The 26680-nt window shown below is 71.6% G+C and carries 28 protein-coding genes and 2 pseudogenes; 19 read left to right on the top strand and 11 right to left on the bottom strand.

Translation table 11 applies throughout. The features are described 5' to 3' along the window. Positions 1–511 precede the first annotated feature (511 nt). The 7 genes from PYR72_RS03475 to PYR72_RS03445 all read left to right on the top strand — a co-directional run bounded on the left by PYR72_RS03475 (position 512) and on the right by PYR72_RS03445 (position 5626). Positions 512–850, top strand: coding sequence for a metalloregulator ArsR/SmtB family transcription factor (locus PYR72_RS03475; protein WP_275453809.1), 339 nt, complete (start codon positions 512–514; stop codon positions 848–850). Continuing rightward, entirely contained in the window at positions 850–2574 is a 1725-nt protein-coding gene (locus PYR72_RS03470) for a SulP family inorganic anion transporter (protein ID WP_275453808.1), read from the top strand. The genes PYR72_RS03475 and PYR72_RS03470 overlap by 1 nt, the downstream gene beginning before the upstream one ends. 161 nt (positions 2575–2735) lie before the next feature. Beyond that, positions 2736–2978 carry a hypothetical protein gene (locus tag PYR72_RS42910; protein WP_343245509.1) on the top strand — a complete coding sequence of 81 codons (243 nt, stop codon included), beginning with the start codon at positions 2736–2738 and terminating at the stop codon, positions 2976–2978. Further along, entirely contained in the window at positions 2978–3403 is a 426-nt protein-coding gene (locus PYR72_RS03460) for an ATP-binding protein (RefSeq protein WP_275453806.1), read from the top strand. Before PYR72_RS42910 ends, PYR72_RS03460 begins: the two co-directional genes overlap by 1 nt. A gap of 53 nt (positions 3404–3456) precedes the next feature. Continuing rightward, positions 3457–3852 (top strand): anti-sigma factor antagonist, encoded by a 396-nt coding sequence (locus PYR72_RS03455; RefSeq protein ID WP_275453805.1) that lies wholly within the window; start codon positions 3457–3459, stop codon positions 3850–3852. Between the two features lie 45 nt (positions 3853–3897). After that, entirely contained in the window at positions 3898–4251 is a 354-nt protein-coding gene (locus tag PYR72_RS03450) for a zinc ribbon domain-containing protein YjdM (RefSeq protein ID WP_275453804.1), read from the top strand. A 1024-nt stretch (positions 4252–5275) separates the two neighbouring features. Then, positions 5276–5626 (top strand): metalloregulator ArsR/SmtB family transcription factor, encoded by a 351-nt coding sequence (locus PYR72_RS03445; protein ID WP_275453803.1) that lies wholly within the window; start codon positions 5276–5278, stop codon positions 5624–5626. A gap of 401 nt (positions 5627–6027) precedes the next feature. Here the strand turns inward: PYR72_RS03445 and PYR72_RS03440 are convergent, their stop codons facing one another. Beyond that, the gene (locus PYR72_RS03440; RefSeq protein ID WP_275453802.1) at positions 6028–7035 is read right to left on the bottom strand and encodes an alpha/beta fold hydrolase; all 1008 of its coding nucleotides are present in this window, start codon (positions 7033–7035) and stop codon (positions 6028–6030) included. A gap of 341 nt (positions 7036–7376) precedes the next feature. Between PYR72_RS03440 and PYR72_RS03435 the strand changes: the two genes are divergently transcribed. The 9 genes and pseudogenes from PYR72_RS03435 (at position 7377) to PYR72_RS03395 (ending at position 14955) form a co-directional block, all read left to right on the top strand. After that, positions 7377–8687 (top strand): FAD-dependent oxidoreductase, encoded by a 1311-nt coding sequence (locus PYR72_RS03435; protein ID WP_275453801.1) that lies wholly within the window; start codon positions 7377–7379, stop codon positions 8685–8687. After that, on the top strand, positions 8684–9415 hold the full coding sequence (locus PYR72_RS03430) for a DUF1365 domain-containing protein (RefSeq protein ID WP_275453800.1): 732 nt from the start codon (positions 8684–8686) through the stop codon (positions 9413–9415). Before PYR72_RS03435 ends, PYR72_RS03430 begins: the two co-directional genes overlap by 4 nt. Next, positions 9412–10842, top strand: coding sequence for a class I SAM-dependent methyltransferase (locus tag PYR72_RS03425; protein WP_275453799.1), 1431 nt, complete (start codon positions 9412–9414; stop codon positions 10840–10842). The genes PYR72_RS03430 and PYR72_RS03425 overlap by 4 nt, the downstream gene beginning before the upstream one ends. Next, positions 10839–11027, top strand: a pseudogene (locus PYR72_RS03420) (SAM-dependent methyltransferase); the annotation flags it as partial. The gene PYR72_RS03425 and the pseudogene PYR72_RS03420, both read left to right, overlap by 4 nt. A gap of 66 nt (positions 11028–11093) precedes the next feature. Further along, entirely contained in the window at positions 11094–11393 is a 300-nt protein-coding gene (locus PYR72_RS03415; protein ID WP_275453798.1) for a transposase, read from the top strand. Beyond that, positions 11390–12277: an IS3 family transposase gene (locus PYR72_RS03410; protein WP_275453797.1), complete on the top strand. Its 888-nt coding sequence runs from the start codon at positions 11390–11392 to the stop codon at positions 12275–12277. Before PYR72_RS03415 ends, PYR72_RS03410 begins: the two co-directional genes overlap by 4 nt. A gap of 7 nt (positions 12278–12284) precedes the next feature. Beyond that, positions 12285–13439 carry a cyclopropane-fatty-acyl-phospholipid synthase family protein gene (locus PYR72_RS03405; protein ID WP_275453796.1) on the top strand — a complete coding sequence of 385 codons (1155 nt, stop codon included), beginning with the start codon at positions 12285–12287 and terminating at the stop codon, positions 13437–13439. Then, entirely contained in the window at positions 13436–14269 is an 834-nt protein-coding gene (locus PYR72_RS03400; RefSeq protein ID WP_275453795.1) for a DUF1295 domain-containing protein, read from the top strand. The genes PYR72_RS03405 and PYR72_RS03400 overlap by 4 nt, the downstream gene beginning before the upstream one ends. Further along, positions 14266–14955: an alpha/beta fold hydrolase gene (locus tag PYR72_RS03395; RefSeq protein ID WP_275453794.1), complete on the top strand. Its 690-nt coding sequence runs from the start codon at positions 14266–14268 to the stop codon at positions 14953–14955. The genes PYR72_RS03400 and PYR72_RS03395 overlap by 4 nt, the downstream gene beginning before the upstream one ends. A gap of 121 nt (positions 14956–15076) precedes the next feature. Here PYR72_RS03395 and PYR72_RS03390 read toward each other — a convergent pair. From PYR72_RS03390 to PYR72_RS03355, 8 genes and pseudogenes are all read right to left on the bottom strand, one after another. Continuing rightward, a pseudogene (locus PYR72_RS03390) lies at positions 15077–15205 on the bottom strand (Asp23/Gls24 family envelope stress response protein); the annotation flags it as partial. 108 nt (positions 15206–15313) lie between these two features. Further along, entirely contained in the window at positions 15314–15646 is a 333-nt protein-coding gene (locus PYR72_RS03385) for a hypothetical protein (protein ID WP_275453793.1), read from the bottom strand. Between the two features lie 78 nt (positions 15647–15724). Further along, on the bottom strand, positions 15725–16378 hold the full coding sequence (locus tag PYR72_RS03380) for a fasciclin domain-containing protein (RefSeq protein WP_275453792.1): 654 nt from the start codon (positions 16376–16378) through the stop codon (positions 15725–15727). A gap of 74 nt (positions 16379–16452) precedes the next feature. After that, positions 16453–18054 (bottom strand): sulfite oxidase, encoded by a 1602-nt coding sequence (locus PYR72_RS03375; RefSeq protein ID WP_275453791.1) that lies wholly within the window; start codon positions 18052–18054, stop codon positions 16453–16455. A 612-nt stretch (positions 18055–18666) separates the two neighbouring features. Beyond that, positions 18667–19419: an anti-sigma factor gene (locus PYR72_RS03370; RefSeq protein WP_275453790.1), complete on the bottom strand. Its 753-nt coding sequence runs from the start codon at positions 19417–19419 to the stop codon at positions 18667–18669. Then, positions 19416–20000 (bottom strand): sigma-70 family RNA polymerase sigma factor, encoded by a 585-nt coding sequence (locus PYR72_RS03365; RefSeq protein ID WP_275453789.1) that lies wholly within the window; start codon positions 19998–20000, stop codon positions 19416–19418. The genes PYR72_RS03370 and PYR72_RS03365 overlap by 4 nt, the downstream gene beginning before the upstream one ends. 263 nt (positions 20001–20263) lie before the next feature. Beyond that, complete coding sequence (locus PYR72_RS03360) at positions 20264–21688, bottom strand: HAMP domain-containing sensor histidine kinase (protein ID WP_275453788.1); 1425 nt, start codon at positions 21686–21688, stop codon at positions 20264–20266. Beyond that, a complete protein-coding gene (locus PYR72_RS03355; RefSeq protein ID WP_275453787.1) occupies positions 21685–22419 on the bottom strand; it encodes a response regulator transcription factor in 735 nt (244 codons plus the stop codon). The genes PYR72_RS03360 and PYR72_RS03355 overlap by 4 nt, the downstream gene beginning before the upstream one ends. Positions 22420–22593: 174 nt before the next feature. Here PYR72_RS03355 and PYR72_RS03350 point away from each other — a divergent pair, with 174 nt between their 5' ends. Both PYR72_RS03350 and PYR72_RS03345 read left to right on the top strand, forming a co-directional pair. After that, positions 22594–23958 (top strand): ferredoxin reductase family protein, encoded by a 1365-nt coding sequence (locus PYR72_RS03350; RefSeq protein ID WP_275453786.1) that lies wholly within the window; start codon positions 22594–22596, stop codon positions 23956–23958. A gap of 10 nt (positions 23959–23968) precedes the next feature. Beyond that, positions 23969–24403: an FMN-binding protein gene (locus PYR72_RS03345; protein WP_275453785.1), complete on the top strand. Its 435-nt coding sequence runs from the start codon at positions 23969–23971 to the stop codon at positions 24401–24403. A 451-nt stretch (positions 24404–24854) separates the two neighbouring features. Here the strand turns inward: PYR72_RS03345 and PYR72_RS03340 are convergent, their stop codons facing one another. Together PYR72_RS03340 and PYR72_RS03335 are read right to left on the bottom strand one after the other, a co-directional pair. Next, positions 24855–25538, bottom strand: coding sequence for a CBS domain-containing protein (locus tag PYR72_RS03340; protein ID WP_275453784.1), 684 nt, complete (start codon positions 25536–25538; stop codon positions 24855–24857). Between the two features lie 45 nt (positions 25539–25583). Continuing rightward, entirely contained in the window at positions 25584–26066 is a 483-nt protein-coding gene (locus PYR72_RS03335) for a cyclic nucleotide-binding domain-containing protein (RefSeq protein ID WP_275453783.1), read from the bottom strand. 197 nt (positions 26067–26263) lie between these two features. On the opposite strand from PYR72_RS03335, the gene PYR72_RS03330 reads away from it, so the two are divergent. Further along, a complete protein-coding gene (locus PYR72_RS03330; protein WP_275453782.1) occupies positions 26264–26530 on the top strand; it encodes a hypothetical protein in 267 nt (88 codons plus the stop codon). Positions 26531–26680 lie beyond the last annotated feature (150 nt).

The raw sequence follows: 26680 nt of genomic DNA, 5'->3' as shown, positions 1-26680 counted from the left end.
GTGAGTTGGTGGCGATCGGGGGCCGACCGGCGACGTGGGACCCGCTACAGAGGGGGCGGGTGGCGGTGCGGGAACGCAGGGCGTCCTTGTGGGCACGCCGTTCGGTGGTCAGAGCGGCGGAGCGCCGGTCGAGATGCCGTCGATGGGGCAGGGCCCGGTGCGGCAAGCGGTGAGCCTGATTTTCACTCACCATCCGGGCGCCCGGGCGGAGTCGGCGCCGTGCCGGGCTGCTTCAGTGGCTGCAGTGCCCTCGGGGCCCACTCGGTGTTCCCGCGATCACCTTCTGGTAGGCGGGTCATGGAGACCTCTGTGCATCGCACAGATCCGCTGCCGCCAGATCAACAGTGTGCCCAGGGTGTGACAGCCGACCGGGCTGCGATGAGATGCTGAATTGCAAAATTTCGCAATTGATTAGATGCTGGATGGGCTAAGCCCACTCCATCGGTGGCCACGGGCGCAGCGCAGTCGGAACCGCCCCGAGGCGGGGTGTCGTAGGAGAAGCCGAGGGGTTGTGACCGTTCCGCTCTACCAAGCCAAGGCTGAGTTCTTCCGGATGCTGGGGCATCCCGTACGGATCCGGGTGCCGGAACTGCTGCAGGAGGGACCGCGACCGGTGCGGGACCTGGTGGCCGCCATTGCGGTGGAGCCGTCCGGCCTGTCCAAGCAGCCGGCAGAGCTGCGCCGGTCCGGGATCGTCACCTCGACCCGGGAGGGCCCCACCGTCGTCTACGAACTGGGGAGCGGAGACGACGCGGACCTGACGAGAGCCGCGCGGCGGATCCTGACCGAGATGCTCGCCGGGCAAGGCGAGCTGCTCGCCCAGCTGCGCGAAGCCGAGGTCCCCGCGTGATGACCTCGGCGATCAACCGGGCAAAGTCCCGGCTCACAGCACTCCTCCCCGCTCGTGCCGACCTGGCGGCCGTGCGACGGGCCCCGCGGCGGGACCTGCTCGCCGGACTGACCGTGGCGATCGTGGCGCTGCCACTCGCGCTCGGCTTCGGTGTCTCCTCCGGTCTCGGCGCGGAGGCGGGCCTGGCGACCGCAGTGGTTGCCGGCGCGCTCGCCGCCGTGTTCGGCGGGTCCAACCTCCAGGTGTCCGGGCCCACCGGGGCCATGACCGTGGTGCTCGTGCCGATCGTCGGCGAGTACGGTCCCACCGGCGTGCTGACCGTCGGGCTGATGGCGGGCATCATGCTCGTGGCGCTGGCCGCGCTGCGGGCAGGGAAGTACATGCAGTACGTGCCCGCACCCGTCGTAGAGGGCTTCACCCTCGGTATCGCCTGCGTGATCGGACTCCAGCAGGTGCCGAACGCACTCGGCGTCCCCAAACCCGAGGGCGACCGCGTACTGGTGATGACCTGGCGAGCCGTCGCGGAATTCGCCAAGCATCCGCACTGGACGGCCGTCGGACTCGCGACTGCGGTGGCCGCGGCGATGCTGATCGGCGCCCGCTGGCGGCCAACCGTCCCGTTCTCCATCGTCGCCGTCATCGCGGCCACGGTCCTCACGCAGGTCGCGGGCCTGGATGCGGCACAGCCGATCGGCGACCTGCCGTCCGGGCTGCCCGCGCCCTCGCTCGGCTTCCTGGATGTCGGTTCGCTCGGCTCCCTGCTCGCCCCGGCCGTGGCCGTGGCGGCACTCGGGGCGCTGGAGTCTCTGCTTTCCGCCTCGGTGGCGGACGGCATGACGGTGGGCCAGAAGCACGACCCCGATCGCGAGCTGTTCGGCCAAGGGCTGGCGAACATAGCAGCCCCGCTGTTCGGCGGCGTGCCCGCGACCGGCGCGATCGCCCGCACCGCGGTCAACGTCCGCACCGGCGCCGGCTCCCGGCTCGCCGCCCTCACCCACGCCGCGATCCTCGCGTCGATCGTCTTCGCGGCCGCGCCCCTGGTGTCGAAGATTCCGCTCGCCGCCCTCGCCGGTGTACTGCTGGCCACCGCCATCCGCATGGTCGAGGTCGGCTCGCTCAGGGCGATGGCCAGGGCCACCCGCTCCGATGCGCTGATCCTCGCCCTGACCGCGATCGCGACCCTCGCCCTGGACCTCGTGTACGCGGTGATCATCGGCTTGGTCGTCGCGGGCGCCCTCGCCCTGCATGCCGTGGCCAAGCAGGCCCGCCTCGATCAAGTGCCGCTCGACCGGGGCGACCACAGTGCCGAGGAGCACGCCCTGCTGGCCGAGCACATCGTCGCCTACCGCATCGACGGGCCGCTGTTCTTCGCCGCCGCCCACCGCTTCCTGCTGGAGCTGACCGACGTGGCCGACGTACGAATCGTCATCCTGCGCATGTCGCGGGTGTCGACGATGGACGCCACCGGTGCCCTCGTCCTGAAGGACGCGGTGGAGAAGCTGACACGGCGAGGCATCCTCGTCCTGGCCTCCGGTATCCGCACCGACCAGCGCCAGGTCCTGAACTCCGTCGGCGCGCTGGAACTTCTGCGGCACGAGGACCGGGAGTACGCCACCACTCCCGAGGCGATCCTGGCTGCCCGTGACCACCTTGCGGCAGCAGGCGTCCTGCCCGCCCTCCCCGCCCAGCAGCCCCGAACCTCCAGCGAGGAAGCCCTCCGATGAGCATGTCCCCCGCCGCCTTGCGTATGGCCGAGGTCTCCGGAGCGGAAACCCTGCGGCTACCGGAAGACAGCAGTCTGGGCCGACCGGTACATGTGCGAGGTGATCTGGCCGCGGTGCGGCCCGACCGACACGTGGGGGAGTACGGCCGCCTCGCAGTGCGTATGACGGTCCCGGCCGCGGCACTGCCCGCGACGGCGACGTACCAGGTGGACGAGATCCGCGCCGTGGCCTGCACCGGCTGGACGGTCACTGTGTCCCGCCCCGCCGAGGTGATCGTCGATCCCGACGAGGCCGCCCACTACCGGCGCAGCCTGCCCGGCTGGGCCCATGGCCCGCACGACACCCTGCTGCGCCTGCAGTCCGAGACGGTCAGCGGCTTCCGCCTCGCCCGCGCGGAGGCGTGATGTCCTCACAGCTGGAAGCACTTCCCTACCGGCATGTGCTCACCATGCCGACCATGCCGGCCGCCGTGCGCACAGCCCGCGAGACGGCCGAACAGGCCCTTGCCGCCTGGGGGATCGGCCTGCGGCACCCGGCTGTGAATCCGGCCTTGCTGATCCTGGGTGAGCTGGTGACCAACAGCGTCCGACACGCCGCCGTCTGCTCCCCACAGCTGACCGTGATCTACGCGGCCGGCCGGGACTGCCTGGCCTTCGCCGTCCACGACCGGCACCCCTACCAACCCCCGCTGCACGGCACGCCCGGTGGAGGCGGGAACGGTGGGCTGGCCACCGTGATGGAGCTGACCCTGGGCCTGGGCGGCAGTGCGGTCGTCCGCGCGGACGCCGACGGTCGGGGCAAAAGCATCTGGATCACCCTCCCGCTCTGAGAATCACGCCCTTTTCCGAATCCGACGGGCCGCACCGCAAGGACGTTCACCCCATGACCATCGAGTGGCGCTACACCATCGAGCAGGATCTCGGCATCCTCTCCGTTACCGGATACCTGGGCCCGGACGCGGTACACCGCTTCGCCGGTGCGATCGGCTGGGTCGTCGCCCGCGGCACCGGATCGGTCATCCTCGACCTGACCGAGCTGCGCAGCTGGTCCGCCGAAGGCCAGCTGGCCATCACCGAGGCCGCACGCCGACTCGCCGGGGCGGGCCGTAGCCTGGAACTGGCCGCCATCCCCGCCGACGGCTCGCTGGTCCCGCCCGGCGACTGCCCGGACATCCGCGTTCACTGCGACCTGGCCGACGCCCTCGCCGCCCACGCCCGGCACTCGTCGGCCCTCGAAGAGTGGCAGCAGGCGTGGCGCACCGACGGCCGACCCACCTGACACCTGTTCCCTGCATCGGCTCACCGACGGAAAGACTCCTGTGCCATGACTGACAACAACCTTCCTGCCTGCCCCGCATGCTCCAGTGCGTACACCTACGAGACGGGCGCGCTGCTGGTCTGCCCCGAGTGCGGGCACGAATGGTCGCCCTCCGAGGAATCCGCAGTCGGCACCGGGAGCAAGGTGATCCGGGACGCGGTCGGCAACGTGCTTGCCGACGGTGACACCGTGATGGTGGTCAAGACGCTGAAGGTCAAGGGCAGCCCGACCGGGATCAAGGCGGGCACCAAGGTACGCCACATCCGCCTCGTCGACGGCGTGGACGGCCACGACATCGACTGCAAGGTCGACGGCTTCGGCGCCATGCAGCTCAAGTCCAGCGTGGTCAAGAAGGCTTGACCCGGTGCCTTGCTGTTCCGACCGCCCGGGACGACGTCTCGGGCGGTGTTCACAGGGCGCAGACAGCCGTCCAGCCACCCCTCGCCTTCGGCGATCACGGCGACGGGGCACTGCGGGGCGCCGTAGTCCCGGCAGGCGAGCCGGCCGTCGACCGCGGTGATGCTCCGCGGACAGACGGCGACCAGCTGCACAGCCGGCGGCGCGGCGGCTGCCATGGACGCGCCGTTGGGCGACAGCTCCAAGGGGCGGCGAAGGGGGCCGCTGGCAGGTGCGTGGGCGACAGGGACCAGGGGGCGGCGTGTGACGTCACCCCGGTCGACAGCAAGCAGGGTGCCCGAGTACCGGGCATAGGCCGCGGCGGCCTTCGCGGCGCTCGTCCGCTCGCTCCCAGTGCGGCTGCGGGAGGCCACCAGAAGGGAAGGATACGGAGGCCCTGGGCGGCGATGCTCACTCCGTGGTGAACGACAGCACATCGACGGCGACCGGACGGGTCACCTCCGGAGCGAGATGGCTTGCGCCCGCAGGTCCCCACTCGAAACGGATGCCGCTGCCGGATTGCGTCCCAGCCAGCCATCGCTCCCCCTGATGCGCGTGCTCGCGTGCGAATCAGACCCGGTGGGTGCCGGACGCCGGTCCATGTTCCGGACCGGCTGAGCGGGATGCTCGCCGAATGACAGCAGGAGCATGCGGGCATGGCCGCAGCGCGGGCAGGCGCCGTCCGAGCCCACAGTGGAGGGGCTGCACGTGAGACGGGCACTCGGGCACTTGAACCACGTGACGCCGATGCCGCGCAGCGTGGTGATCCTCACCCCGAACCTCCTCACGAGAACCAGTGAATTGCTAATATTGGCAATTCATGAGGTCATTAGCGTTGGAATCGGATGCTTGGCTTCCGGCCCGCGGGTTCGGTGTGGCCGGTGCCGCAGGCGAGGATGGACCGCATGTTCTGGACGAGTGGGTGGATGCAATGCGCCGTGCTCCGGCCGATGGGGCCGTGCTGTTGGCTCGGGGAGGAGGCGGCACGATGAGTACGCCGCTCTACCAGATGAAGGCCGAGTTCTTCAAGACGCTGGGTCATCCTGCCCGCATCCGGGTGCTGGAGCTGCTGAGCGAGCGCGAGCACGCTGTGGCGGAGATGCTTCCCGAAGTGGGCATCGAGCCCGCCCATCTGTCCCAGCAACTGGCCGTACTGCGGCGGGCGAATCTGGTCACGACCCGCAAGGAGCGCTCGACCGTGTACTACTCACTGACCAGCCCACAGATCGCGGAGCTGCTGCGGGTCGCGCGGAGCATCCTGTCCGGGGTGCTCGCCGGCCAGGCCGAGCTGCTGGCCGATCTGCGGGCCACGCAGGGAGAGGGAAAGCCGCCGTCGTAGCGACGGCCCTTGAACCGCGACCGTCTCCCGAGTGTTGACAGCGCGCTGTGGTGCACGCGCACCCCATGACACGCGCAGCGGTGCGAGGCTGACTCTTCGGCATCCGGAGCGCAGGACCATACCGCCGCCGTTGAGGTTCTTCCAGTGCACGCCTTCCTTGCCGTGCGAGCGGTACATCTGCTGGTTGGTCGCCCCCTTCCCGGCCCCATGACGAGGCGGGCAAGGGGCGCGGGCTGCCCGTGGCCCGGGGCGCGCGGCTGGGCCGGGCCCGGATCGTCATGGCGTGCCCCATACGATGGTCGATCACATGTGTGTGACCCGGTGGGGCCTGGAGAAGGACGGCCAGCCCAGCGGGGCGATCGCGCTGCGAGCCTGTGTGGGCGGCCGCCGTCTCGGCCGGCTCATGCCGCGCCCGGAGCCAGGCGCCGTATCACCCCTTGCGCAGACGCGTTCGGTCGCCGCGAGCCCGGCCGACCGGGTGGGCGCGGGCCATGGGTACGACTCGACCGCCATCGGCCCGCCCACGGCTCACGTGCCTTCGCCGGCGCACCTGGCGAGGACGCTCCCACCAGCGCCACGACCTTGGCGGGTGCCTCGTCCAGCAGCAGGTGTCCGATGGCGTCCAGGACGTGCAGGGTGGCTCCCAGATGCCGCTGTGCGGCCGGTGCCACGCGATGTGGCGGCAGGAAGACGTCGTGGCGGCCGGTGGCCACCAGGCACGGCATCGACCGGCGTGCGGACAGCAGCCGTGGTGGGAGCGGGGGAGGGGCGAGACTGCTGTGGCAGCAGCGGGCGACCAGGGCCATCCACTCCGCCAGCTCGTCCGGTACCCGACCGCCGGGTGCCACCATCCGGCGCAGCACCCGGGCGGCCCGCGGCGCCGACGGCCGAACCAGCCAGGGCACGGTGGTGGCCACCACGGCCGGCGGGACCAGCAGCCGCACCAGTCCGGCGCTGGACAGCAGCACCCGGCCGACGATGCGTGGGGAGTCGGCGGCGAGCGCGATGGCGCCGCCCAGCGAGTGCCCGACGACCACGGCCGGTCCCGGCACCACCTGCTCCAACGTCTCGATGAGCCACCGGCCGTACCACAGGGACCGTCTTCGACGCGGGCGGACGCCCGCGCTGAGGCCCGGCTGCCCGGGCATGTCGAGCACCACGATGGGCCAGTGGGCCGACAGCGCCTCGGAGGCGTGACGGTAGGTGGAGTTGTTGGTGTTCGTGCCGGGCACCAGTACCACAGTGGGTACGGCGGGCGCAGGTTCAGGGCCCACGGCGATGATGCTGGTGAGCCCGGCGGCCGTAGGGATTTCATGGCGTTGGTGCGGAAGGTGCCACTCATCGAGCTGTTCGAGACACCAGTTCTGCACCTGCCGTTGGCATTCCGCGCCGCGATAGGTGGAGGGCACGTCGGCAGGGTAGTCCCATGGTGGGGTTCGCGGCGGGGCGGGCGCCCGGCCCCAGGCGCCGGCCTTGAGGTCGGCAACTGTCGCCGAGCCGTCGGGGAAAGCCGATGTCACCGCGCCGGTCCGGCCGCCCACCTCGATGTGGGGGACCGCCCCTGAGCGCAGACCTGGCGGCCCCCGGCTGCCGAGCCGGCATGCGCGGGTGCGCCGTGCCCTCGCGAGGTCGAGCGGCTCCTTGGCGTCGATGAGATACCGCGGCGCCGATCTGCGAGAACGGCCAATCCACCACCCGACCTGCTCCGGATTACGCGGGGACCGCAGATCGCGGAGGCGGGAGGAGAGAGATGGAAACCGAGCCGGAGGCGGTGCGCGGCCCGGAAGGCGGGTCACGGCACGAGCGGCGGACGGCCGTGATCGGGTCGGGAGTCGCGGGGCTGACCGCCGCGTACCTGCTGGGCCGGACCCGGCACGTCGTCCTGTACGAGGCCGACGACCGGCTCGGTGGACACGCGCACACCCACGAGCTGACATCGCCGCACGACGGACGGGTGCACCGTGTGGACTCCGGGTTCATCGTGCACAACCGGCGCACCTACCCGCATCTGCTGCGGCTCTTCGACGAACTCGGCGTGACCACGCAGGAGTCGGAGATGACCATGTCGGTGCGGTGCGAGGGCTGCGGGCTGGAGTACGCCGGTGCCCGCGGCCCGTCCGGGCTGTTCGCCCAGCGCGGCAACCTCGTGAGCGGCCGCTATCTGCGGCTGCTGGCCGAGGTGCCCGCCTTCCACCGGGCGGCCCGGCGGCTGCTGGCGCAGGGCCACGAGGGGACCCTCACACTGGGCGAGTTCCTGGACCGGGAGGGCTTCTCCGCCTACTTCCGTACCCACTTCGTGACGCCCGTGGTGTCGGCCGTGTGGTCCTGCGACGCCGGTACCGCCCAGCGCTACCCGGCCGCCTACCTGTTCCGTTTCCTGGAACACCACGGTTTGCTGTCGGTGAGTGGCTCGCCCGTGTGGCGCACGGTCACCGGCGGTTCCCGGGCCTACGTCGACCGTGTCGCCAAACGCATCGGCGAGATCCGCATCGGCACTCCGGTGCGGGCTGTGCACCGCCATGCCGACGGTGCCGACGTCACGACCGACGACGGCACCACGCGGTCGTACGACGCGGTGGTGATCGCGGTCCACCCGGACCAGGCGCTGCGCCTGCTCGCCGACCCGACCGAGCGGGAGCGGGAGGTGCTGGGAGCGTTCCGCTACTCCCGCAACACCACGCTCCTGCACACCGACACCCGGCTGCTGCCGCGGTCCCCCGGCGCCCGCGCCTCCTGGAACTACCTGATGCCCGGATGCGAGGCCGGGGCCGACCGGGTACGGGTCAGCTACGACATGAACCGGCTGCAACGCCTGGACGCCACAGAGAGGTTCGTGGTCACCCTGGGCGGAGAGGACCGTGTCGACCCGGACCGGGTGCTGGCCCGCATGGTCTACGAACACCCCGTCTACACGCCCGAGTCGGTGGCCGCACAGTGGCGTCTGCCCGAACTGAGAAGCCCCGTCTGCGCGTTCGCCGGTGCCTACCACGGCTGGGGCTTTCACGAGGACGGCTGCCGGTCGGGCGTGGAGGCCGCGGCCGCGTTGGGGGTGCGCTGGTGAACGTCCTGCCCGCGCTGTACTCCTGCACGGTCGCGCACGTGCGGACCGGCCCCCGCCTGTACACCCTGCGCCACCGCACCTACATGTGGTTCCTCGACCCCGACCGCCCGCCACGACTCCCGCTCCCACTAAGGCTGTTGGCCCGGTTCGACCCGCGTGACCACTTCAGCGGGGACCAGTCCTCGATCCGGGCCGGCCTGGACGCCTACCTCGCCGCACAGGGCGTCCACCTGGGCGGTGGCCGGGTGGTGATGCTGACCCACGCGCGCGTCTTCGGGTACGTGTTCAACCCGCTCACCCTGTACTGGTGCCACGGCACCGACGGCGAGCTGCGCTGCGTGGTGGCCGAGGTGCACAACACGTACGGCGGCCGTCACTGCTATCTCCTGCGACCGGACGCCACCGGCACGGCCCGCACGGACAAGGCGTTCTACGTCTCCCCGTTCTTCCCCGTCGACGGCGGCTACCGCATGCGGCTGCCCCTGCCGGACGACCGGCTCGACCTCGCCGTGCACCTGGACCGCGAGGGCGGCCGGGCCTTCACCGCGACCGTCCGTGGTGCCCGCCGCGCGGTGACCGCCCGGGCCCTGCTGCGGCTGGCGCTGCGTCACCCCTTCTCGACCCTCGCCGTGTCGGCCGCGATCCGCTTCCACGGCATCCGCCTGTACCTGCGGGGACTGCCCGTCCAGCCCCGCTCCGATCACCGCACCCCGGAGAGAGCGACATGACGACAGCAGCGTCCCGTACGACCACTGAGGGACATGCCGTTCCCACTGACCCGACCACCGCCGAGGCGGGCGCCGTCGCCGACCGGACCGCTTCCGGGAACGCGGCCCCGGGGAAGACCCCCGCCCCCCGAGGCCGCACCGGCTCCGAAGCGCCGCCGTCCCCGGTGGGCGCGGCCCCCGCAGCGCTCGGCACCCCCACCCCGGCCGATCCCGCCCGCTGGCCCGACATCGTCACCGTGCCCCGGGCATCTCCCCTCCGGAGCGCGGGGACCGCGCTGCTGGTGCGGCGGGCGCTCGGGGGACTGCCGCTGCGGGTCAGGTTCGCCGGTTCCGACACCACGGGCCTCGGAGGTCCGCTGCTCGACGTGCGGGATTCGGACGCCTTCCACGCGCGAGTCGGTGTCGGCGGCCTGGTCGGATTCGGCGAGTCCTACATGGCCGGCGAGTGGGACGCCCCCGATCTGGTCGCGGCGCTCACCGTGCTCGCCGCCCACGCGGCCGAACTAATCCCGGTCCCCTTGCAGCGACTGCGCGGCCTGTGGGCACCGCGGCACCCGCACGACGAGCGCAACACACCCGACGGCTCCCGCGCCAACATCAGCCGTCACTACGACCTGTCCAACGACCTGTTCGCGCTCTTCCTCGACGACACCCTCACCTATTCCTCAGCCCTCTTCCGGGGTTTCCCGGCCACCTGGGACCTGCTCGCCGCAGCCCAGCACCGCAAGATCGACCGCCTTCTCGACCTGGCCGGCGTGGTGGAGGGAACCCGCCTGCTGGAGATCGGCACCGGCTGGGGCGAACTCGCCCTGCGCGCCGCCGTCCGCGGCGCCCGCGTCACCTCGCTCACCCTGTCCCGGGAACAGCAGGCCCTGGCCCTGGAGCGGGTGCGCGCGGCGGGTCTCCAGGACCGTGTCTCCATCGAGCTGTGCGATTACCGCGAGGCACGCGGGCAGTACGACGCCGTCGTCAGCGTGGAGATGATCGAGGCGGTCGGCGCGGACTTCTGGCCGGTGTACTTCCGCACCCTCGACGAGCGGCTGGCACCGGGCGGCCGGGCGGCGCTCCAGGCCATCACCATGCCGCACGAGCGGATGCTGGCCACCCGCTCCACCTTCACCTGGATCCACAAGTACGTCTTCCCCGGCGGGTTCATCCCCTCCACGCAGGCGATCGAGGAGACCGTTCGCGACCACACCGGGCTGCGCCTCGCCCGCCGTGACGCGTTCGGCGCTCACTACGCCGAGACGCTGCGACTGTGGCGGGAGAGGTTCACCCGGCGCGCCGACGACGTCGAGGCGCTCGGCTTCGACGAGACCTTCCGCAGGCTGTGGACGTTCTACCTCGCCTACTCCGAGGCCGGCTTCCGCTCCGGCTATCTCGACGTGCAGCAGTACCTGTTCACCAAGGAGAATCCCGCGCGATGACCAGCACCGTTCCCGCGAAGGCCACGGGCGCCGCTTTCCTGCTCAGTGCCCTCGCCCAGGACGTCCTCGGCGGCCCGTTGCCCCTGCGGCTGCGCGCCTGGGACGGCAGCGAGAGCGGCCCCGCCGACGCACCCGTGGTCGTCCTGCGGTCCCGGCGCGCGCTGCGCCGCCTGCTCTGGCAGCCTGAAGCTTCCCCTTGATCGTGGACACCTGGAGACTGGGACCTGAGGTTCCAGAGGAAGTAGCACCAGGTGGGAAACAAGTACACGAAGCGGTACACCGAGGAGTTCAAGCGGGACGCGATCGCGCTCGTCGACTCCTCGGGCAAGACGGTCACCGCCATCGCCCGGGAACTCGGCATCAGCTCGGAGTCCCTGCGCGGCTGGTACCGCAAGGCCAAGGCCGACCAGGGCGAGGGCCGCCCTGGCGAACTCACCACGCAGGAGCGCGAGGAGCTCAGGCGGCTGCGCAGGCAGAACGCCGAGCAGGCAAAGACGATCGAGGTCCTGCGAAAAGCCGCGGTCTTCTTCGCGAAAGAGAGCGATCGGTGAACGATACGTACGCGTTCATCGAGGCGGAGAAGACCGCCCACGGCGTCGCTTTCCTCTGCAGGCTGCTGAAGGTGGCCCGCTCCTCTTTCTACGCCTGGCTCGCCGCGCAGAAGACCCGCGCCGCCCGCCAGGCCGCCGACGCGGCCTTGACCCACGAGATCACCGTCATCCACTTCGCCTCCCGTGGAACCTACGGCGTCCCGCGCGTCCATGCCGAACTGCGGCGTCTGGGACGGCCTGTGAACCACAAGCGCGTCGCCCGCCTGATGCGTGAGCACGGCATCCAGGGCGCCCACCGTCGCCGTCGCCGGTCGCTGACGCGGCCGGACAAGAAAGCCAGGCCGGCTCCGGACCTGATCGGCCGCGACTTCCACGCCGACATCCCCGGCACGAAGCTGGTCGGAGACATCACTTTCCTTCCGACGGCCGAGGGCTGGCTCTACCTCGCCTGCTGGCTGGACCTGGCCACCCGCGAGGTTGTCGGCTATGCCATGGCCGACCATCACCGGGCCGAACTCGTCGTGGATGCCCTCAACATGGCCCACGGCCGAGCCGATCTGAAACCCGGCTGCGTCATACACAGTGATCGCGGAAGCGAGTACACATCGGCCCAATTCCGCGACCGCATCCGCGAGTTGGGGCTGCGGCAGAGCTGCGGACGCACCGGATCATGCTTCGACAACGCCGCCGCGGAAAGTTTCTGGGCCCTACTCAAAGAGGAAATCGGCACGAGAATCTGGCCCGACCGGGCCACCGCCCGCGCCGAGGTCTTCAACTTCGTCGAGACCTTCTACAACCGCCGCCGCCTGCGCAAGCACAAGACCTTCGGCTACCTCACCCCAGCCGAGACCAGGCAGCGGCATCACCACACCCTCGCGGCATAACCATCGAGTGTCCGAGATTACGGGCAAACTTCAGCCTGACGAACTCGGCCTGGCCCAGGCGTACATCACCGGCGAACTCGACGTCGACGGCGACCTCGCGCACGGGCTGAGGACGATGTGGGCCGCCCAGCGGGAGCGCGGACTGCGCCCGCCCCGGCTCACCGCCGCGGACCGGGCCCGTGCGCTCGCCGTCGTCGTACGTCTCGGCGCGGTCGGCCCGCGTCCGCCCGTGCCGGACTCCCAGGCGCGACTGCGTGGCGGCCTGCACAGCAAGGCCCGCGACCGGGCCGCCATCAGCCACCACTACGACCTGTCCAACGACTTCTACCGTCTGCTGCTCGACGAGACCATGGCCTACTCGTGCGGCTACTGGGCGAGCGACGACGACGGCTTCGGGCCCGCCGACGCCCAGCGGGCCAAGCTGGAGCTGATCTGCCGCAAGCTGGCCCTGGTCCCCGGGTCCCGGCTGCTGGACATCGGCTGCGGCTGGGGCTCGCTCACGCTGTACGCGGCCGAACGGCATGGCGTCCAGGTCACCGCCGTCACCCTGGCCCGCGAGCAGGCGGCGTACGTCCGTGAGCAGGTCCGCGAACGGGGTCTGGGTGAACTGGTGGACGTGGTCTGCCGGGACTACCGGGACATTCAGGGTGGCGGGTACGACGCCGTCGCCACGGTCGAGATGGGCGAGCACGTCGGCGACGCGGAGTACCCGGCCTTCGCCGCCGCCCTGCACCGGCTGGTCCGGCCGGGCGGCAGGGTGCTGGTGCAGCAGATGTCACGGCGGCGCAACGCCCCCGGCGGCGGGGCGTTCATCGAGGCGTACATCGCCCCGGACATGCACATGCGGCCCCTCGGGGAGACCGTCGCCCTGCTGGAGGAGGCGGGACTGGAGGTCCGGCATTCCGAGTCGCTGCGCGAGCACTACGTCCGCAGCATCGAGGCATGGCACCGCACTCTTGAGGAACACTGGGAGCGGTTCCTGGCGCAGGCCGGTGAGGAGGCCGCCCGGGTGTGGCGGTTGTACCTGGTCGGCGCCGCCCTGGCGTTCGAGGAGGGCCGGATGGGCGTGGACCAGGTCCTCAGCGTGCGGCCGGGGCCTGGTGGCGTGAGCGGCATGCCCACGGCCACGCCTGCCTGGTACGAAGGGCTGGACAAGCCGTGAGCGGATTCCCGTGGGGCGCGTTCGCGGCCAACCTCGCCTGGTCCGCCGCCGCGGCCCTCACGGTCATGCTCGTCACCTTCGTGCTCGCGGTCCGCGTGGGCCTGCACCGCATCGTGGACATCGCCTGGGGGCTCGGTTTCACCGTGGTGGCGGCCGTGAGCTTCGCCGCCTCCGCTGCGCAGGAGGAGGGCGATCCCGTACGACGGCTGCTGGTGACCGTGCTCACGGCGGCCTGGGGGCTGAGGCTGGCCGTGCACATCGCCCGGCGCGGACGGGGCCACGGCGAGGACCCTCGCTACGAGGCGATGCTCGCGAAGGCCCCCGGCAACCGGAACGTGTACGCCCTGCGCGTGGTCTACCTGCTCCAGGGCGCCCTGGTCTGGCTGGTGTCGCTGCCCGTCCAGGCCGCGCAGTACGTTCCCGGTCGGCCCTCGGCTCTGGCCTGGGCCGGTGTGGGGCTGTGGGCCGTCGGCCTCGGCTTCGAGGCGGTCGGGGACGCCCAACTGGCCCGATTCAGGGCGAGCGCGGAGGGCCGCGGCCGGATCATGGACCGCGGCCTGTGGGCCTGGACGCGGCACCCCAACTACTTCGGCGACTTCTGCGTGTGGTGGGGACTGTTCCTGATCGCCTGCGACTCCCCGGAGGCCGCCGCCGTGTGCGTGGCGTCCCCGGTGGTGATGAGTCTGCTGCTGATCCGGGGCAGCGGGAAGCGGCTGCTGGAACGACACATGGCCGGCCGGCCCGGATACGCCGACTACGTGGCCCGGACCAGCGGCTTCTTCCCCCTCCCGCCGAAGCGGCGCCGGACCGCTGAGGGGAGGCCACAGTGACGGGAGCCGACTTCGGTGCGCTGCTGCCCCGACGGCGACCGGCCCGGCCCAGTGCGGCCGTCCTGGTGCTGCACGGCGGACAGGCGACGAGCGAGCGTCCCACCAGCCCCCGGCAGTTGGCCGCGCTGCGGATGGATCCGATCGTGCGTGCGCTGACAGCCGCGCTGCCCCACGACGACGTTCTGGTCGCCGGGGTCCGCTACCGCCTGCGCGGCTGGAACGGAGAGCGTGCCGATGCCCTGCGGGACACTCGGCGTGCCCTGGACGAGCTCGCCGAACTGGCCGGTTCCGTTCCCACGGTGCTGCTCGGCCACTCCATGGGCGGCCGGGCCGCCCTGCGTGCCGCCGGCCATCCGAGGGTGTCCGGGGTGCTCGCTCTGGCGCCGTGGTGGCCGGCGGGCGAGCCGGTCGCGCAGACGGCGGGCCGGCATGTCGTCGCGTTGCACGGGGACCGTGACCGCGTCACCTCGGCCGCGGAGACGGCGGAGTGCGTCCGTAGGGCGCGGGGGACGGCGGCGCGGGCCGGGATGGCCGTCGTCGGCGACGGCGACCACGCGATGCTGCGCCGGCACCGCTTCTGGCACCGTACCGCCTCGGCCGTCGTCGCCCACCTCCTCGACCCCGACGGCGTCCCCGACCCGCTGCCCGAGGAGTGCTACGGCGCCGGGGCCTTCCCCGAGCTCTGACCGACCGGCGTGCCACGCCCGCCGCCGGGCCCGCCGGGTTCCGCGGCGAACCGCGTCCCGGTGAGCGGGGCGGGGTTCTACGGCCACAGCCCGCGGACGGGATTCCGCCGGGCCGTGGCCAGGCCACGCGGGTCTCGGTCGTGGCCGTGGGGGCGTCCTCGTCCTCGCGGAGCCGGACGTCGTTTACGGTGATGTTCACCTCGGCGACCTCCAGGCCGGTGACGCGTTCCACCGCGGAGATCACGTTCTCTGCTGTGCTCCGCCCTCGCGCGGAGCGAACCCGCTCCGAACCGGTTCTGTGACGTGCGCCTTCACGCAAGCTCGGGCGCGGGCGGAGCGGTGAATGTCTGGCCGGTGATCAGATGAGGTGGCCGCACCACGCCTCCCAGGCCGTCCGCAGGTCACTGTGCCAGTGGACTCGTCGGTCGTCGGTGGTGCGGGAGCGTAGTGCGTCCGGGGCCAGCAGATGGATGGTGTTCAGGCCGTCCGGCCACGGCACGCTCGGCAGGAAGTCGTCGGTGGGCAGCAGGAGTTGCCGTAGGTCGAGGCCGGTCACGGACATGCCGGCGCACAGTTCGGTCAGTTCGTCGTGTACGGCCCAGCTGAGGCCGGGGGTCAGTGGTCCCGTCCCGGCGCACCACAGTCGGGTGCCGCAGACGGCGAGGACGCGTAGGCGGAAGAGCGCCGGCATGTTCCTTGGTCCATTCCATGTGACGGAGACGGGCCTGCCGGGCACCGCGGTCCGCGGTGCTCGGCAGGCGGCGGTGCGTCAGTTGGTGGGCATGAGAACGGTGTCGATGATGTACACGTTGGCGTTGGCGGTCTTCACGTTGCCGCAGACGACCTTCGCGGAGTCATTGACGGTGTAGGACTCGCCGGAGCCGGAGGTGGTGAGCCTGGACTTCTCCAGAGTGTCGAAGGAGCCGTTCTCGAGGTCCTTCGGGGTGAGCTTCTGGCCGACGACGTGGTAGGTGAGGATCTTCGTCAGCTGGGCCTTGTCGTTCAGGACCTTGTCCAGGGTGGCCTTCGGGATCTTGGCGAAGGCGTCGTTGGTCGGCGCGAACACGGTGATGTCCTGGGCGTTGTTCAGGGTGTCGACCAGGCCGGCCTTCTTCACCGCCGCCACCAGGGTGGACAGGGCGGGGTTGTTGGAGGCGGCCGTGGCGACCGGGTCCTTGGCCATGCCGTCGAAGGAACCGGCACCGCTGGTGGGTACCGCGGAGCAGGCGGAACCGAACGGCTTGTCCATGGCGGTGGTGCTGCCGGATCCGGTCATGCCGTCGTCCGATGCGGAGGCCGACGCCTTGGACGAGGAGTCCGACTTGGTCGAGTCGCCGCCGCTGTCGGAGCAGGCACTCAGGGCCAGCGGGAGGACGGCCGCTGCGGCGACGGTCACGGCGATGCGGCGGATTCGGGTGTTCACGATGTTTCTCCTGCTTGTCACGGCAGCGGGTGCTGCCTGCTTTGGGGGAAAGGGGAAAGTGGTCAGGGAAGCGGTCAGTCGACGGTGACGACCACGGAGTGCCATCCGCTCGCCCCGTCCGGGACGGTCCGGGTGCGTTTCTCGGTCTGCACCCGGCCGGTACGGTCGGTGGCGCGCACGGTGAGGGTGTGGCCGCCCCTGGCCGCCTGCCAGGGGTAGGACCACTGGCGCCAGGTGTCGCGGGTGTCCTCGGCGGCGAGCCGGGCCCGCTGCCACGGGCCGTCGTCGATACGGACCTCGACCTTGTCGATACCGCGATGCTGGGCCCAGGCGACCCCGGCGACCATGACCGTGCCGGCCTTGGGACGGGCGAACGGTTTGGGTGTGTCGATCCGCGACTGGGTCTTGATCGGGGCGTCGCGGGCCCAGCCGCGCTTGACCCAGTAGGGGTCGTAGGAGTCGAAGGTGGTGAGCTCGATGTCCTTGATCCACTTGCAGGCGGAGACGAAGCCGTACAGGCCGGGCACCACCATGCGGACCGGGAAGCCGTGTTCGAAGGGCAGCGGTTGGCCGTTCATGCCGAGAGCGAGAAGGGCGTCGCGGCCGTCCATCAGATCCTCGACGGGACTGCCGATCGTCATGCCGTCCACCGAGCGCGCGACCAGCTGATCGGCCGGCCCGCCCTTCGACGGCGGCCGCACTCCGCACTCGGCCAACACGTCCGCCAGGCGTACGCCGATCCAGCGGGCGTTGCCGACATAGGGCCCGCCGACCTCGTTGGAGACACAGGTGAGCGTGATGTCCCGCTCGATCAGCTCACGTCGCAGCAGGGCGTCGAAGGACAGAGTGAGGGGCCGGGTGACGCCCCTGCCGTGGACGCGGAGCCGCCAGCCGGCCGCGTCCACCTTCGGCACCACCAGGGCGGTGTCGACGCGGTAGAAGCCGCCGTTCGGTGTGGTGAAGGGGCTGACACCGGGAATCCGGAGCCCGGCGCCCCGGGGAACGGCAGCAGCCGGGGAGGCGGGGCGGGGCAGGGAGAGCCGGTCGCGGTAGGCGACCGCGTCCTGTCCTCGGGAGGCGTTGAGCGTCCGGCCGAGCAGACCGGCCCCGGCCGAGGCGGCGGCAGCGGCTGTCGCCGCGACCACGAAACCACGACGGTCCCCGTCCGCTTCCGGCCGTACCGCGCCCTCGGGCGTCCCGTGTTCTCGTGGAGCGAGGCGACCCGTCAGCACGTAAAGGAGGACGGCTCCGGCGGCGGCGCCTACGGCCGACGGCAGCGCGTCGGCCATGCCGGTCGAGTCGGGCCTGCCGGTCGCCGCGACCGCGCCGACGGCCCCGAACAGCAGCACGCCCGCAGCCCCGGTACGCCGGAACCGCAGCGCCGCGATGCCCAGCCCCAACGCGAACAGGGCCAGTCCCGCGAGGATTCCCAGTTGGAGAACCAGCTTGTCGTCCGTGCCGAAATGCCGGATCGCCCAGTCCTTGACCGCCGCGGGCGTCCGGTCGATCGCCGCACCGCCCACCGCGACGACCGGACCCGCCTGCGGGCGCACGGCCACCGACACGAGCTCCGCGACGGCGAGCGCCGTGAAGCCCGCGAGTGCGCCGCTGAGCGCACCCAGCAGCGGCCGCGTCAGGCCGCGCCGGTCAGATGGTTCCTTCTCGTTCTCCGTCACGCGGGGAATCCGGTTCCGACAGCCGCGCGGATTGGTCTGCCCCACGATCGGATGAATTTCCCTTTCCGGCCAATCCGTTCACGCCTCGGCTACGGATGACATGGACTTCGGATCGCGTTCCTGGCGAGTTCGGCATCCACGGAGGACACTCTCTGGCGGTTCGCGTGGCGGTGTGGGTGAGGAGGCCTTCGGCGTGCTCGTGCGGCGGCACGCGCCGACGCTCACCGGGCTGGCGACGCGGTTGCTCGGCACTGAGCCACTGACTCGTCGGATCATGGACGTCGTCCGTCCCGAACGGAGTCCGGGGCCGCTCCGGTCCTCTCGGTGACCCCGGCGAAGACCTGTGGACGGGCTCGCGTATCCGGGGACCGGTCCGTGGGCCGGCCCGCCCAGGAAGGCGGCCTGGGCGGCCCGGCACAGGCCCTGCGGTGCGGAGCGCCCTGCCTCCCAGGACCTGAGCATCGCCACCGCCACGCCGAAAGCGTCGGCCACCGGTCCTTCGGTGAGCCCACACACCCGGCGTAGCCGGGCCCGCTCCTCGGGAGCGAGCAGCGGGGTCTTCCCGTCCCGGCGGCGTGGATGCGACGGCATGGGAGGGCTGAGGCAAGCCGTTCAGCCCGGGAAGGACATGACCGCGAGCGGGGCGGACGTCGGCTGCTTCGAGCCGCCGGCGGGTTCGACGGTCACGCCCATGCCGGACGCCCCGTCGAGTGCTCCGCGCATCAGCACGGTCTGGTCCCTGCGCCGGGGGTCCATGAGACCGGCGGACCGCATCGTGCCGTCGTCGTCGAACCACAGCTGGTAGACCTTGTCTCCGGACGGACGCGCCAGCCCGGAGGCCACGAACACGGCCCTGTCCAGGCTGCGGGAGACGACCACGGTGCCGCTGGCCCCGCCTGCCAGTTCGCCGCTGCGGCTCCGTGCGTCCGGCGCGGCCAGCACTGCCGCGATCTCGTCCGCCCCGCGCTCGGCGCGGCGCGCCTGTTCGACCGCTTCCTCGGCACGCTGGTACTGCCAGACGGTGGTCCCACCGAGCGCCGCGGCCGCCGCCAGGCAGGCGGCGAGTGTCCACCGGGACAGCGGCCGGGTGCGCGGCCGGACCCCGCCCGGGCGGCTCGGCGTCGATCCGCCGGGAGCCTCCTGCCGGACGGTGGCGATCCTGCGCAGCACCCGTTCGCGCATCACCGGAGGCGGGGTGGTGGAGACGGCGAGGCCCAGTCGGGCCGCTGTCGCGCACAGCTCGGCGGTCTCCTGCGCGCACGGCTCGCAGTCCGCGAGGTGACGCTCGAACGCCTCGTGCTCCTCGTCGGACAGTGCGTGCAGGGAGTAGGCGCCGGTCAGACGGTGCAGTTCGGCGGTGGTCATGCGGTCACCCCCAGGCAGTCGCGCAGTCGGATGAGTCCGTCGCGCAGACGGGTCTTCACGGTCCCGAGGGGCAGTGACAGCGCCTCGGCCACCTGGCGATAGGTCAGTCCGCGGTAGTACGCCAGGGTGACCGCCTGGCGCTGGATCTCGGTCAGCGTGCGCAGGCAGCGCCGCACCTGTTCCCGCTCCAGCCGTGCCTCCACCTGCTCGGTCACATCGTCGAACTCGGGCGTCCGCTCCAGGAGGGCTGCCTTGTGGTCCCGGACCACCGCGGCCTCCACCGAGCGCACCCGGTCCACCGCCCTGCGATGTGCCAGGGTGAGGATCCAGTTGATGGCCGTCCCTCGGTCGGGGCGGTAGCGGGGAGCGGTCCGCCACACCTCCACCAGCACCTCCTGTGCCACCTCCTCCGACTGCGCGCGATCGCGCAGGACGGCCCGCACCAAACCCAGTACCGGCCCGGCGACGGTGTCGTAGACACGGGTGAAGGCGTCCTCGTCACCCAGTGCCACCTGGGCGACCAGATCCTGGAGGTCAGGTTCCGTCGCCGGATTTCGGCCGATATGTACTGCTTCTTTCACCGAGGGCCTCCACGGTCGGGACATGTCCGGGCGTAATCCGTTCCCTCTGAGCGGTCGGATTGGTTGCGGTGGTGGTGAAATCGCAGGTGGCGTGCTGCTGAGGGCGCCGGCGGACCGGTGGGTCGGATCAGCGTCGTGACATCCGGCTTCGCGCGCGTGCTCGGTCCTGACCTGTCCTGTCCTGACCGTCCGTTGCAGTCTTCTTCGTGAGGTGGAGCGGTGCGGCGTCGCCTGCTCTCCGCCGGTCCGGCAGGGCGACCGGTCTAGCCGGGGAGTGTGAGGCGGAAGGTGGTGTGTCCGGGGCCGCTGGTGACCGTGGCGGTTCCGCCGTGGGCGGTGATGACGGCGTCGACGATGGCGAGGCCGAGTCCGGTGCTTCCGGTGCTGCGGGAGCGGGCGTGGTCGGCGCGGACGAAACGGCCGAAGACGTCGGCCTGGAGTGTGCCGGGGATCCCGGGGCCGTTGTCACTCACGTTCACGAGGACGGTGCCCTGTTGCCTGCTGAGCGTGACGGTCACTTCGGTGCCGGCCGGCGTGTGGGTTCGGGCGTTGGCAAGAAGGTTGCCGATCGCCTGGTGGAGGCGATGGGCGTCCCCGGTGACGACGACCGGTTCTTCGGGGAGGTCGAGGAGCCAGTGGTGGCCGGGGCCGGCGGCGCGGGCGTCCTCGGTCGCGTCGAGGATCAGCAGCGTCAGGTCGACCGGCTCGTGTTCGAGGGGCCGCCCGGCATCGAGTCGCGCGAGGAGCAGCAGGTCGTCGACGAGGCGGGTCATGCGCCGGGACTCACTGTCGATGCGTTCCAGGGCATGGCGGACTTCGGTGGGGACGGGGCCGTTGTGGCGGAGGGCGAGCTCGGCGTGGCCGCGGATGTTGGCGACGGGGGTGCGCAGTTCGTGGCTGGCGTCGGCGGCGAAGTGGCGGAGCCTCTCCTCACTCGCGTGGCGACGGGTCAGGGCGTCCTCGATGTGGCCGAGCATGTGGTTGAGGGCGTTGCCGACCCGGCCGACCTCGGTACGGGGGTCGGTGTCGGGGAGCGGCGCGGGCATGGCGACCTCGCCGCCGGCCAGTGGCAGTCCGGCGACCTCGGTCGCACGGGCGGTGACCTTCTGCAGAGGGAGGAGGGAGAAACGCACCCACGCGGCCCCGGCGATCCCGGTGGCCGACAGGGCGGCAGCGAACAGCACCGCCTCGACCGCTTGGAGGCGGTGGACGGTTTCTTCGACCGGGTGCAGGGGCAGCCCGGTGATCAGGATGTCCTGGTCGTCGCCCCGGACAGCCGTGACACGGTATTCGCCCAGACCGGAGAGGCGGATGCTGTGCCCCTTCCCGTCCACGGGGATTCCGGCCAGGGCGCGCTGCTCCCCGGGAGTGAGGCGGAGGGGGCGGTCGGTGGCGTCGTCGACAACGGCGGCCTGGGTGACGTGGCCGTCGAGGAGACGCGCGCCGAAGGTCGCGTCGGCCTGACCCCGGGTGTCGGGGCGGTTGTCGGCGTCGGGGTCGGCCTCGTGCTCCAGGCTGGCCGCGAACCGCCCGCCGGACGCGGAGAGCTGCTCGTCCAGGCGGCCCATCAGGAAACCCCGCAGAGCGAGAGCGGTGGTGATCCCGACGGCGAGGCAGGCCAGAGCGAGCAGGGTGACGAGTCCGGCGGTGAGCTGGCCGCGCAGGGTGCGGGGCGGCGGGCGCCTCACGAGGCTTCCGGCTTGAGGACGTAGCCGACGCCGCGCACGGTGTGGATCATCGGGGAGCGTCCGGCGTCGATCTTCTTGCGCAGGTAGCTGATGTAGAGCTCGACGACGTGGGCGCGGCCGCCGAAGTCGTAGGACCACACCCGGTCGAGGATCTGCTCCTTGGACAGGACCCGGCGGGGGTTGCGCATGAGGAAGCGCAGGAGTTCGAACTCGGTGCGGGACAGCTCGACGACGGCCCCGCCGCGCCGGACCTCCCGGGCCTCCTCGTCCATGGTGAGGTCTCCGACCGTGAGCCGGTTCGTGCCCTGCCCGGCGGTCATTCCGGCCCGCCGCAGCAGCCCGCGCAGCCGGGCCAGGACCTCCTCCAGACTGTAGGGCTTGGTGACGTAGTCGTCACCGCCCGCGGTGATCCCCGCGATGCGGTCCTCGACCGCGTCGCGGGCGGTCAGGAACAGGACGCACACCTCGGGCATCTCCCGTCTGAGCGCCCGCAGGACCTGAAGGCCGTCCAGGTCGGGGAGCATCCAGTCCAGTATCACGGCGTCGGGGCGGAAGACACGGGCCGTCGCCAGCGCGGTCGCTCCGTCGCCGGCGGTGCGCACCTGCCACCCCTCACCGGTGACGACTCCGGCCAGGACGTCGGTGACGTCGGGTTCGTCGTCGACGACGAGGACCCGGACGGGGTCTCCGTCCGGGCGGTGCAGAAGTGATGTCGTACGCGGCTCGTCCATGGTTCCTTCAGCATCCCCCGGCGCGGGCCGCCGCGGGGCGGGGTGTGTCTCTGAGTTTCCTCTGAACCGGAGCCGGAATCGGTCCGGCGAGGCCGTTTCAGAAGGTACGCAGAGGTCGGGCTGTGAGGCTGGCCGCCCATCGCCGGAGCGTGTCCCGTGTCCCTGAGGAGCCCGATGACCACCACGTCCACGACCACGACGTACGCGAGCCGCGGGATGCGACACCGGCGCCCGCGCCGCACCCCTGCCCTGTTGCTGGTCCCGCTGGGGATCTGGGCCGGCGCCGCAGGGGTACTGGCCCTGTGGTGGAGCGACACGACCTCGGTGGTCGGCCCCGCGGACTGGCTCACCGGAGCGGGGCGTATCACCGGTCTCCTGGCCGGGTACGCCTGCGCGGTCCTGCTGGCGTTGATGGCCAGGGTGCCGCTCCTGGACCACACCGTCGGCACCGACCGCCTCGCCCGCTGGCACGCCTGGGGCGGTCGGTGCACCGTGTCTCTCGCCCTCGCCCACACCCTGCTGATCATCTGGGGCTACTCACTGACCTCACACACGAGCGTCGTCGGGCAGACATCCACGCTCGTCCTTCACCACCCCGACCTCCTCAAGGGCACGGCCGGTTTCCTGCTGCTGGTCGCCACGGGGATCCTCTCCGCCCGTGCCGCCCGGCGCAGGATGAGCTACGAGACCTGGCACTACCTGCACTTCGCGACCTATCTGGCCGTCTTCCTCACCTTCGGCCACCAGCTTTCCGACGGAGCCGACTTCGTCGGCAACCGCTTCGCGCAGGCCGCCTGGTACACACTGTTCCTCGGCGTCGCCGCTCTGGTCGCCTGGTACCGCTTCGCCCTCCCCGTCCGGCGAGGACTGCGCCACCGCCTGAGCGTGACCGCGATCCACCCCGAAGCACCCGGCGTGGTCTCCGTCCATCTCACAGGCCGGCACCTCGACGACCTCGGGGGCGAGCCGGGGCAGTTCCTGCGCTGGCGTTTCCTCACCCGCGGACTGTGGTGGACCGCGAACCCCTATTCCCTCTCCGCCCCCGCCGACCCCGGCCACCTGCGCATCACGGTGAAGACCGCCGGCGGGCACAGCGCAGCCCTCGCCCGCTTGAGGCCCGGAACCCGGGTGTGGGCCGAGGGACCCTACGGAGCGTTCACCGCGAACCGCCGCACCGCACCCAAGGTCCTGCTCCTCGCCGGTGGGGTCGGCATCACCCCCCTGCGTGCGCTCTTCGAGACGCTCCCGGGCCAGGTGACCCTCGTCTACCGTGCGCGCCGCGCCATCGACCTCGCCCTGCGCGGTGAACTCGACGCGATAGCCGCCCACCGCCGGGCCACCGTGCACTACGTCGTCGACGAGCCGGCCGGATACTCCTCCCCCCTCACCGCCGGGGCCCTGAGCGCCCTGGTCCCCGACCTGGGCGCGCACGACGTCTACCTCTGCGGCCCTCCCGGCATGGCCGGGGCAGCGATCGAAGCCCTGCGCGAAGCCGGCGTCCCCGCCCGGCGCATCCACCACGAGTCCTTCGTCTTCTGAGGTGACCGCCATGCGCCGAGCCGTCCTCACGACCACCGGGATCAGCACCCTGGTCGTCGCTCTGCTCAGTCTCAAACCCCACCAGAACCCCATACTCGCCGGTGTGACTCCCCGTGCTCCCGCGGCGGCGCACACTCCCGCGGGTACGTCGCCGGGCACGCCCACGGCAACGGGCACGTTCACCGGGGATGCCATCGACACCCCGTACGGAACCGTGCAGGTCGCCGCCACACTCGCCGAGGGAAAGATCACCTCGGTGAAGGTCCTCCAGGCCCCGGACCGCAACGGCCGGGACCGGCAGATCGCCGCCTACGCCCTGCCGCGGCTCACCCGGGAAGCGCTCGGAGCGCAAAACGCCCACATCGACGCCGTCTCCGGAGCCAGCTACACCAGCCAGGGCTACGTCCAGTCCCTCCAGAGCGCTCTGGACCAGGCCCATGCCTGACACTCCGGGGCGGCGCCACGTCGAGCACGCCATGGGCACGGTCCTCCCCTTCGCCATCCGCGACCAGCCGACCCCCGTCATCCGCCGGGCCCTGGCCGAGACGGTGACCGCGTCCCGGCCCCTCCACGACGCGGGCGCGCGCCACACCTGCGTCAACGGCGGTGGTGACCTGAAGCTCCGAGGCCGAGCGGGTCCGGGCAGAGTCTGGCGCATCGGTATGGCCCACCGGTTTCGCCCCGGCGAACCGGTCGCCGTCGTCACCGCGAGCCGCGACCTGGCCGGCGCCACCTCGGCGCCACCCCGGCACCGCCGAACGCGGCCACCACACCGCCGGCCCCCACACCGGCAGACCTGCCGACACGTGCGCCGCCCTCGCCCTCGTCGGGCCCGGCCTGACGCCGGCCGACGCGTACGCCGCCGCAGCGTTCGCCCGAGGGATCGCCGACGCCCTTCACCGCGGTACGGTCGCTTCCCGCGACTGCGCCGACGTTCCGGTCGGCTCCAGGTCGAAGTCGACGGACACCACACCCTCGACGGCACGGACCAGACGAGCCGCCACCGGTACCAGGGACGTGTCCCGTATCCGGCCGCCGAGCAGCACGACGCCGTCCCGGACATCCACCCGCATGGCGCAGTCCGGGGAGGGGAAGAGGTCGGCGACGATGTTGCGCCGGACCTCCTCGGCGATCTCCTCGTCGGTGCGGAGAAAGACCTTCAGCAGGTCCGCGCGGCTCACGACGCCTTCCAGCACGTCCTCCTCGTCGACCACCACAAGCCGCTTGACCCTGGCCCGGGCCATCGTGCGAGCGGCCTGGGCGAGTGTTGCCCCTGCCCGGACCGTCAGGGCGGGGGCGGTCATCAGCTCCTCGGCGGTCACCGCGCCGGCCTTCGCCAGGTCGGCAAGGCGCCGCAGCTGGGTGTACTGGTCTGGAACGCTGTGTCGAAATTCCTCCTTGGGCAGCAGGTCGGCCTCGGAGACGATGCCGACCACACGACCTCCCGCCTCCACGACAGGCACGGCGCTGATCCTCCTTTGCCGCATCAGCTGGACGATCTCCTTGAAGGCCGTCCCTCGACCGACTGTCGTGACCGTGCCGGTCATGACGTCGCCGACGACGTGCGGTGTGTCGTGCATGAGAGCTCCTTCGGTTCCGTGGGGCGGGGGAGCGGGAGGACGGTTTCAGCCGATGCTGCCGAAGCCGCAGGGGACGTTCAGGTTCAGCAGTCGTGTCCGTGCGTTCTGCGGACGATGGGCGAGCACCTCGCCGACCCACAGGCCGACGGCGCGGCCCATGGCCGGGTCCTCCTGGCACATCAGACGGACGGCCGTGGCGTCGAACTCGTACGCCCGCACCGGCGTCGTCGCCTCGGCGCCCAGATACCACATGTGCGGGGCGAACAGCCAGGACCAGCCCACGAGTTCGTTGTGCCGGAGCGACTCGATGACGGCCGGCCGACGGCCCGGCACCCGCATGTCGAGGTCGACCGTGCCCATGCGGACGATCCAGAAGCGGTCGGCACGGCTTCCCTCCTCGAACAGCCGCTCCCCTTGCGTGAACGCCACCTCACGGGCGACGCGCATCAGCCGCTGCCGGTCCTCGGCGGGCAGCGCCCGCGGCAGGCTGGGCGTGGGCATGGGCGTGGACGTGCGCGTGGTGATCATGATGCGCCCTCCCGGCGGTCTGCAGGAACCGCCATGGCCAGCCTGTGCCTGCCGCTCCCCGCCCGCCATGGGCCGTCCGGTCCCTCACCCGGGCCGGTCGGCGGGGCGGACGAGCCTTCCGGCATCCTGTGGCGGCTCGGGCCCCGCTGTTCCATGAAGGCATGGGACGACTCGCCCGACCGAGGGGGATGAGCACCGTGGGTACCTCACTGACTCCCGACTTCTGGAGGCTGTTCGCCGTACTCCTGGTCGTGTCCGCGACGCTCACGTTCGTGTTGAGCGCCGTGTTCGACTCGCTGTTCGTACGGCGGCTGCGGCGGCAGGCCCGACAGCGCGACGCTCGCGCGGACCGGATCGAGGACCACCCGTCCGACACCTCCGCGGACCGTACACCGGGCCACCCGCCCACGGCCCCGGCGGACCGAACCCCGCGTCCGCCTCGGCGGACGCCCGCGCACCGGTGACAGCGAGCCCCGACCGTCTGGGACCACGGCGCCCGCGTGGCGCCGAGTGCGACCCTCAGGGACTGATGCCGGCCGCAGAGCTGTGGCAGGCGACGGCCGACAGGCCGTCGTCCCCATCAGCCACTCTGGACCAGCGTCGCATGCTCGACG

This window comes from Streptomyces sp. VNUA24 (genome assembly GCF_029167005.1).
GTDB lineage: Bacteria > Actinomycetota > Actinomycetes > Streptomycetales > Streptomycetaceae > Streptomyces > Streptomyces scabiei.
Note: the sequence above shows the minus strand (reverse complement) of the source record. Positions and strands in the feature narration are given on the sequence as shown.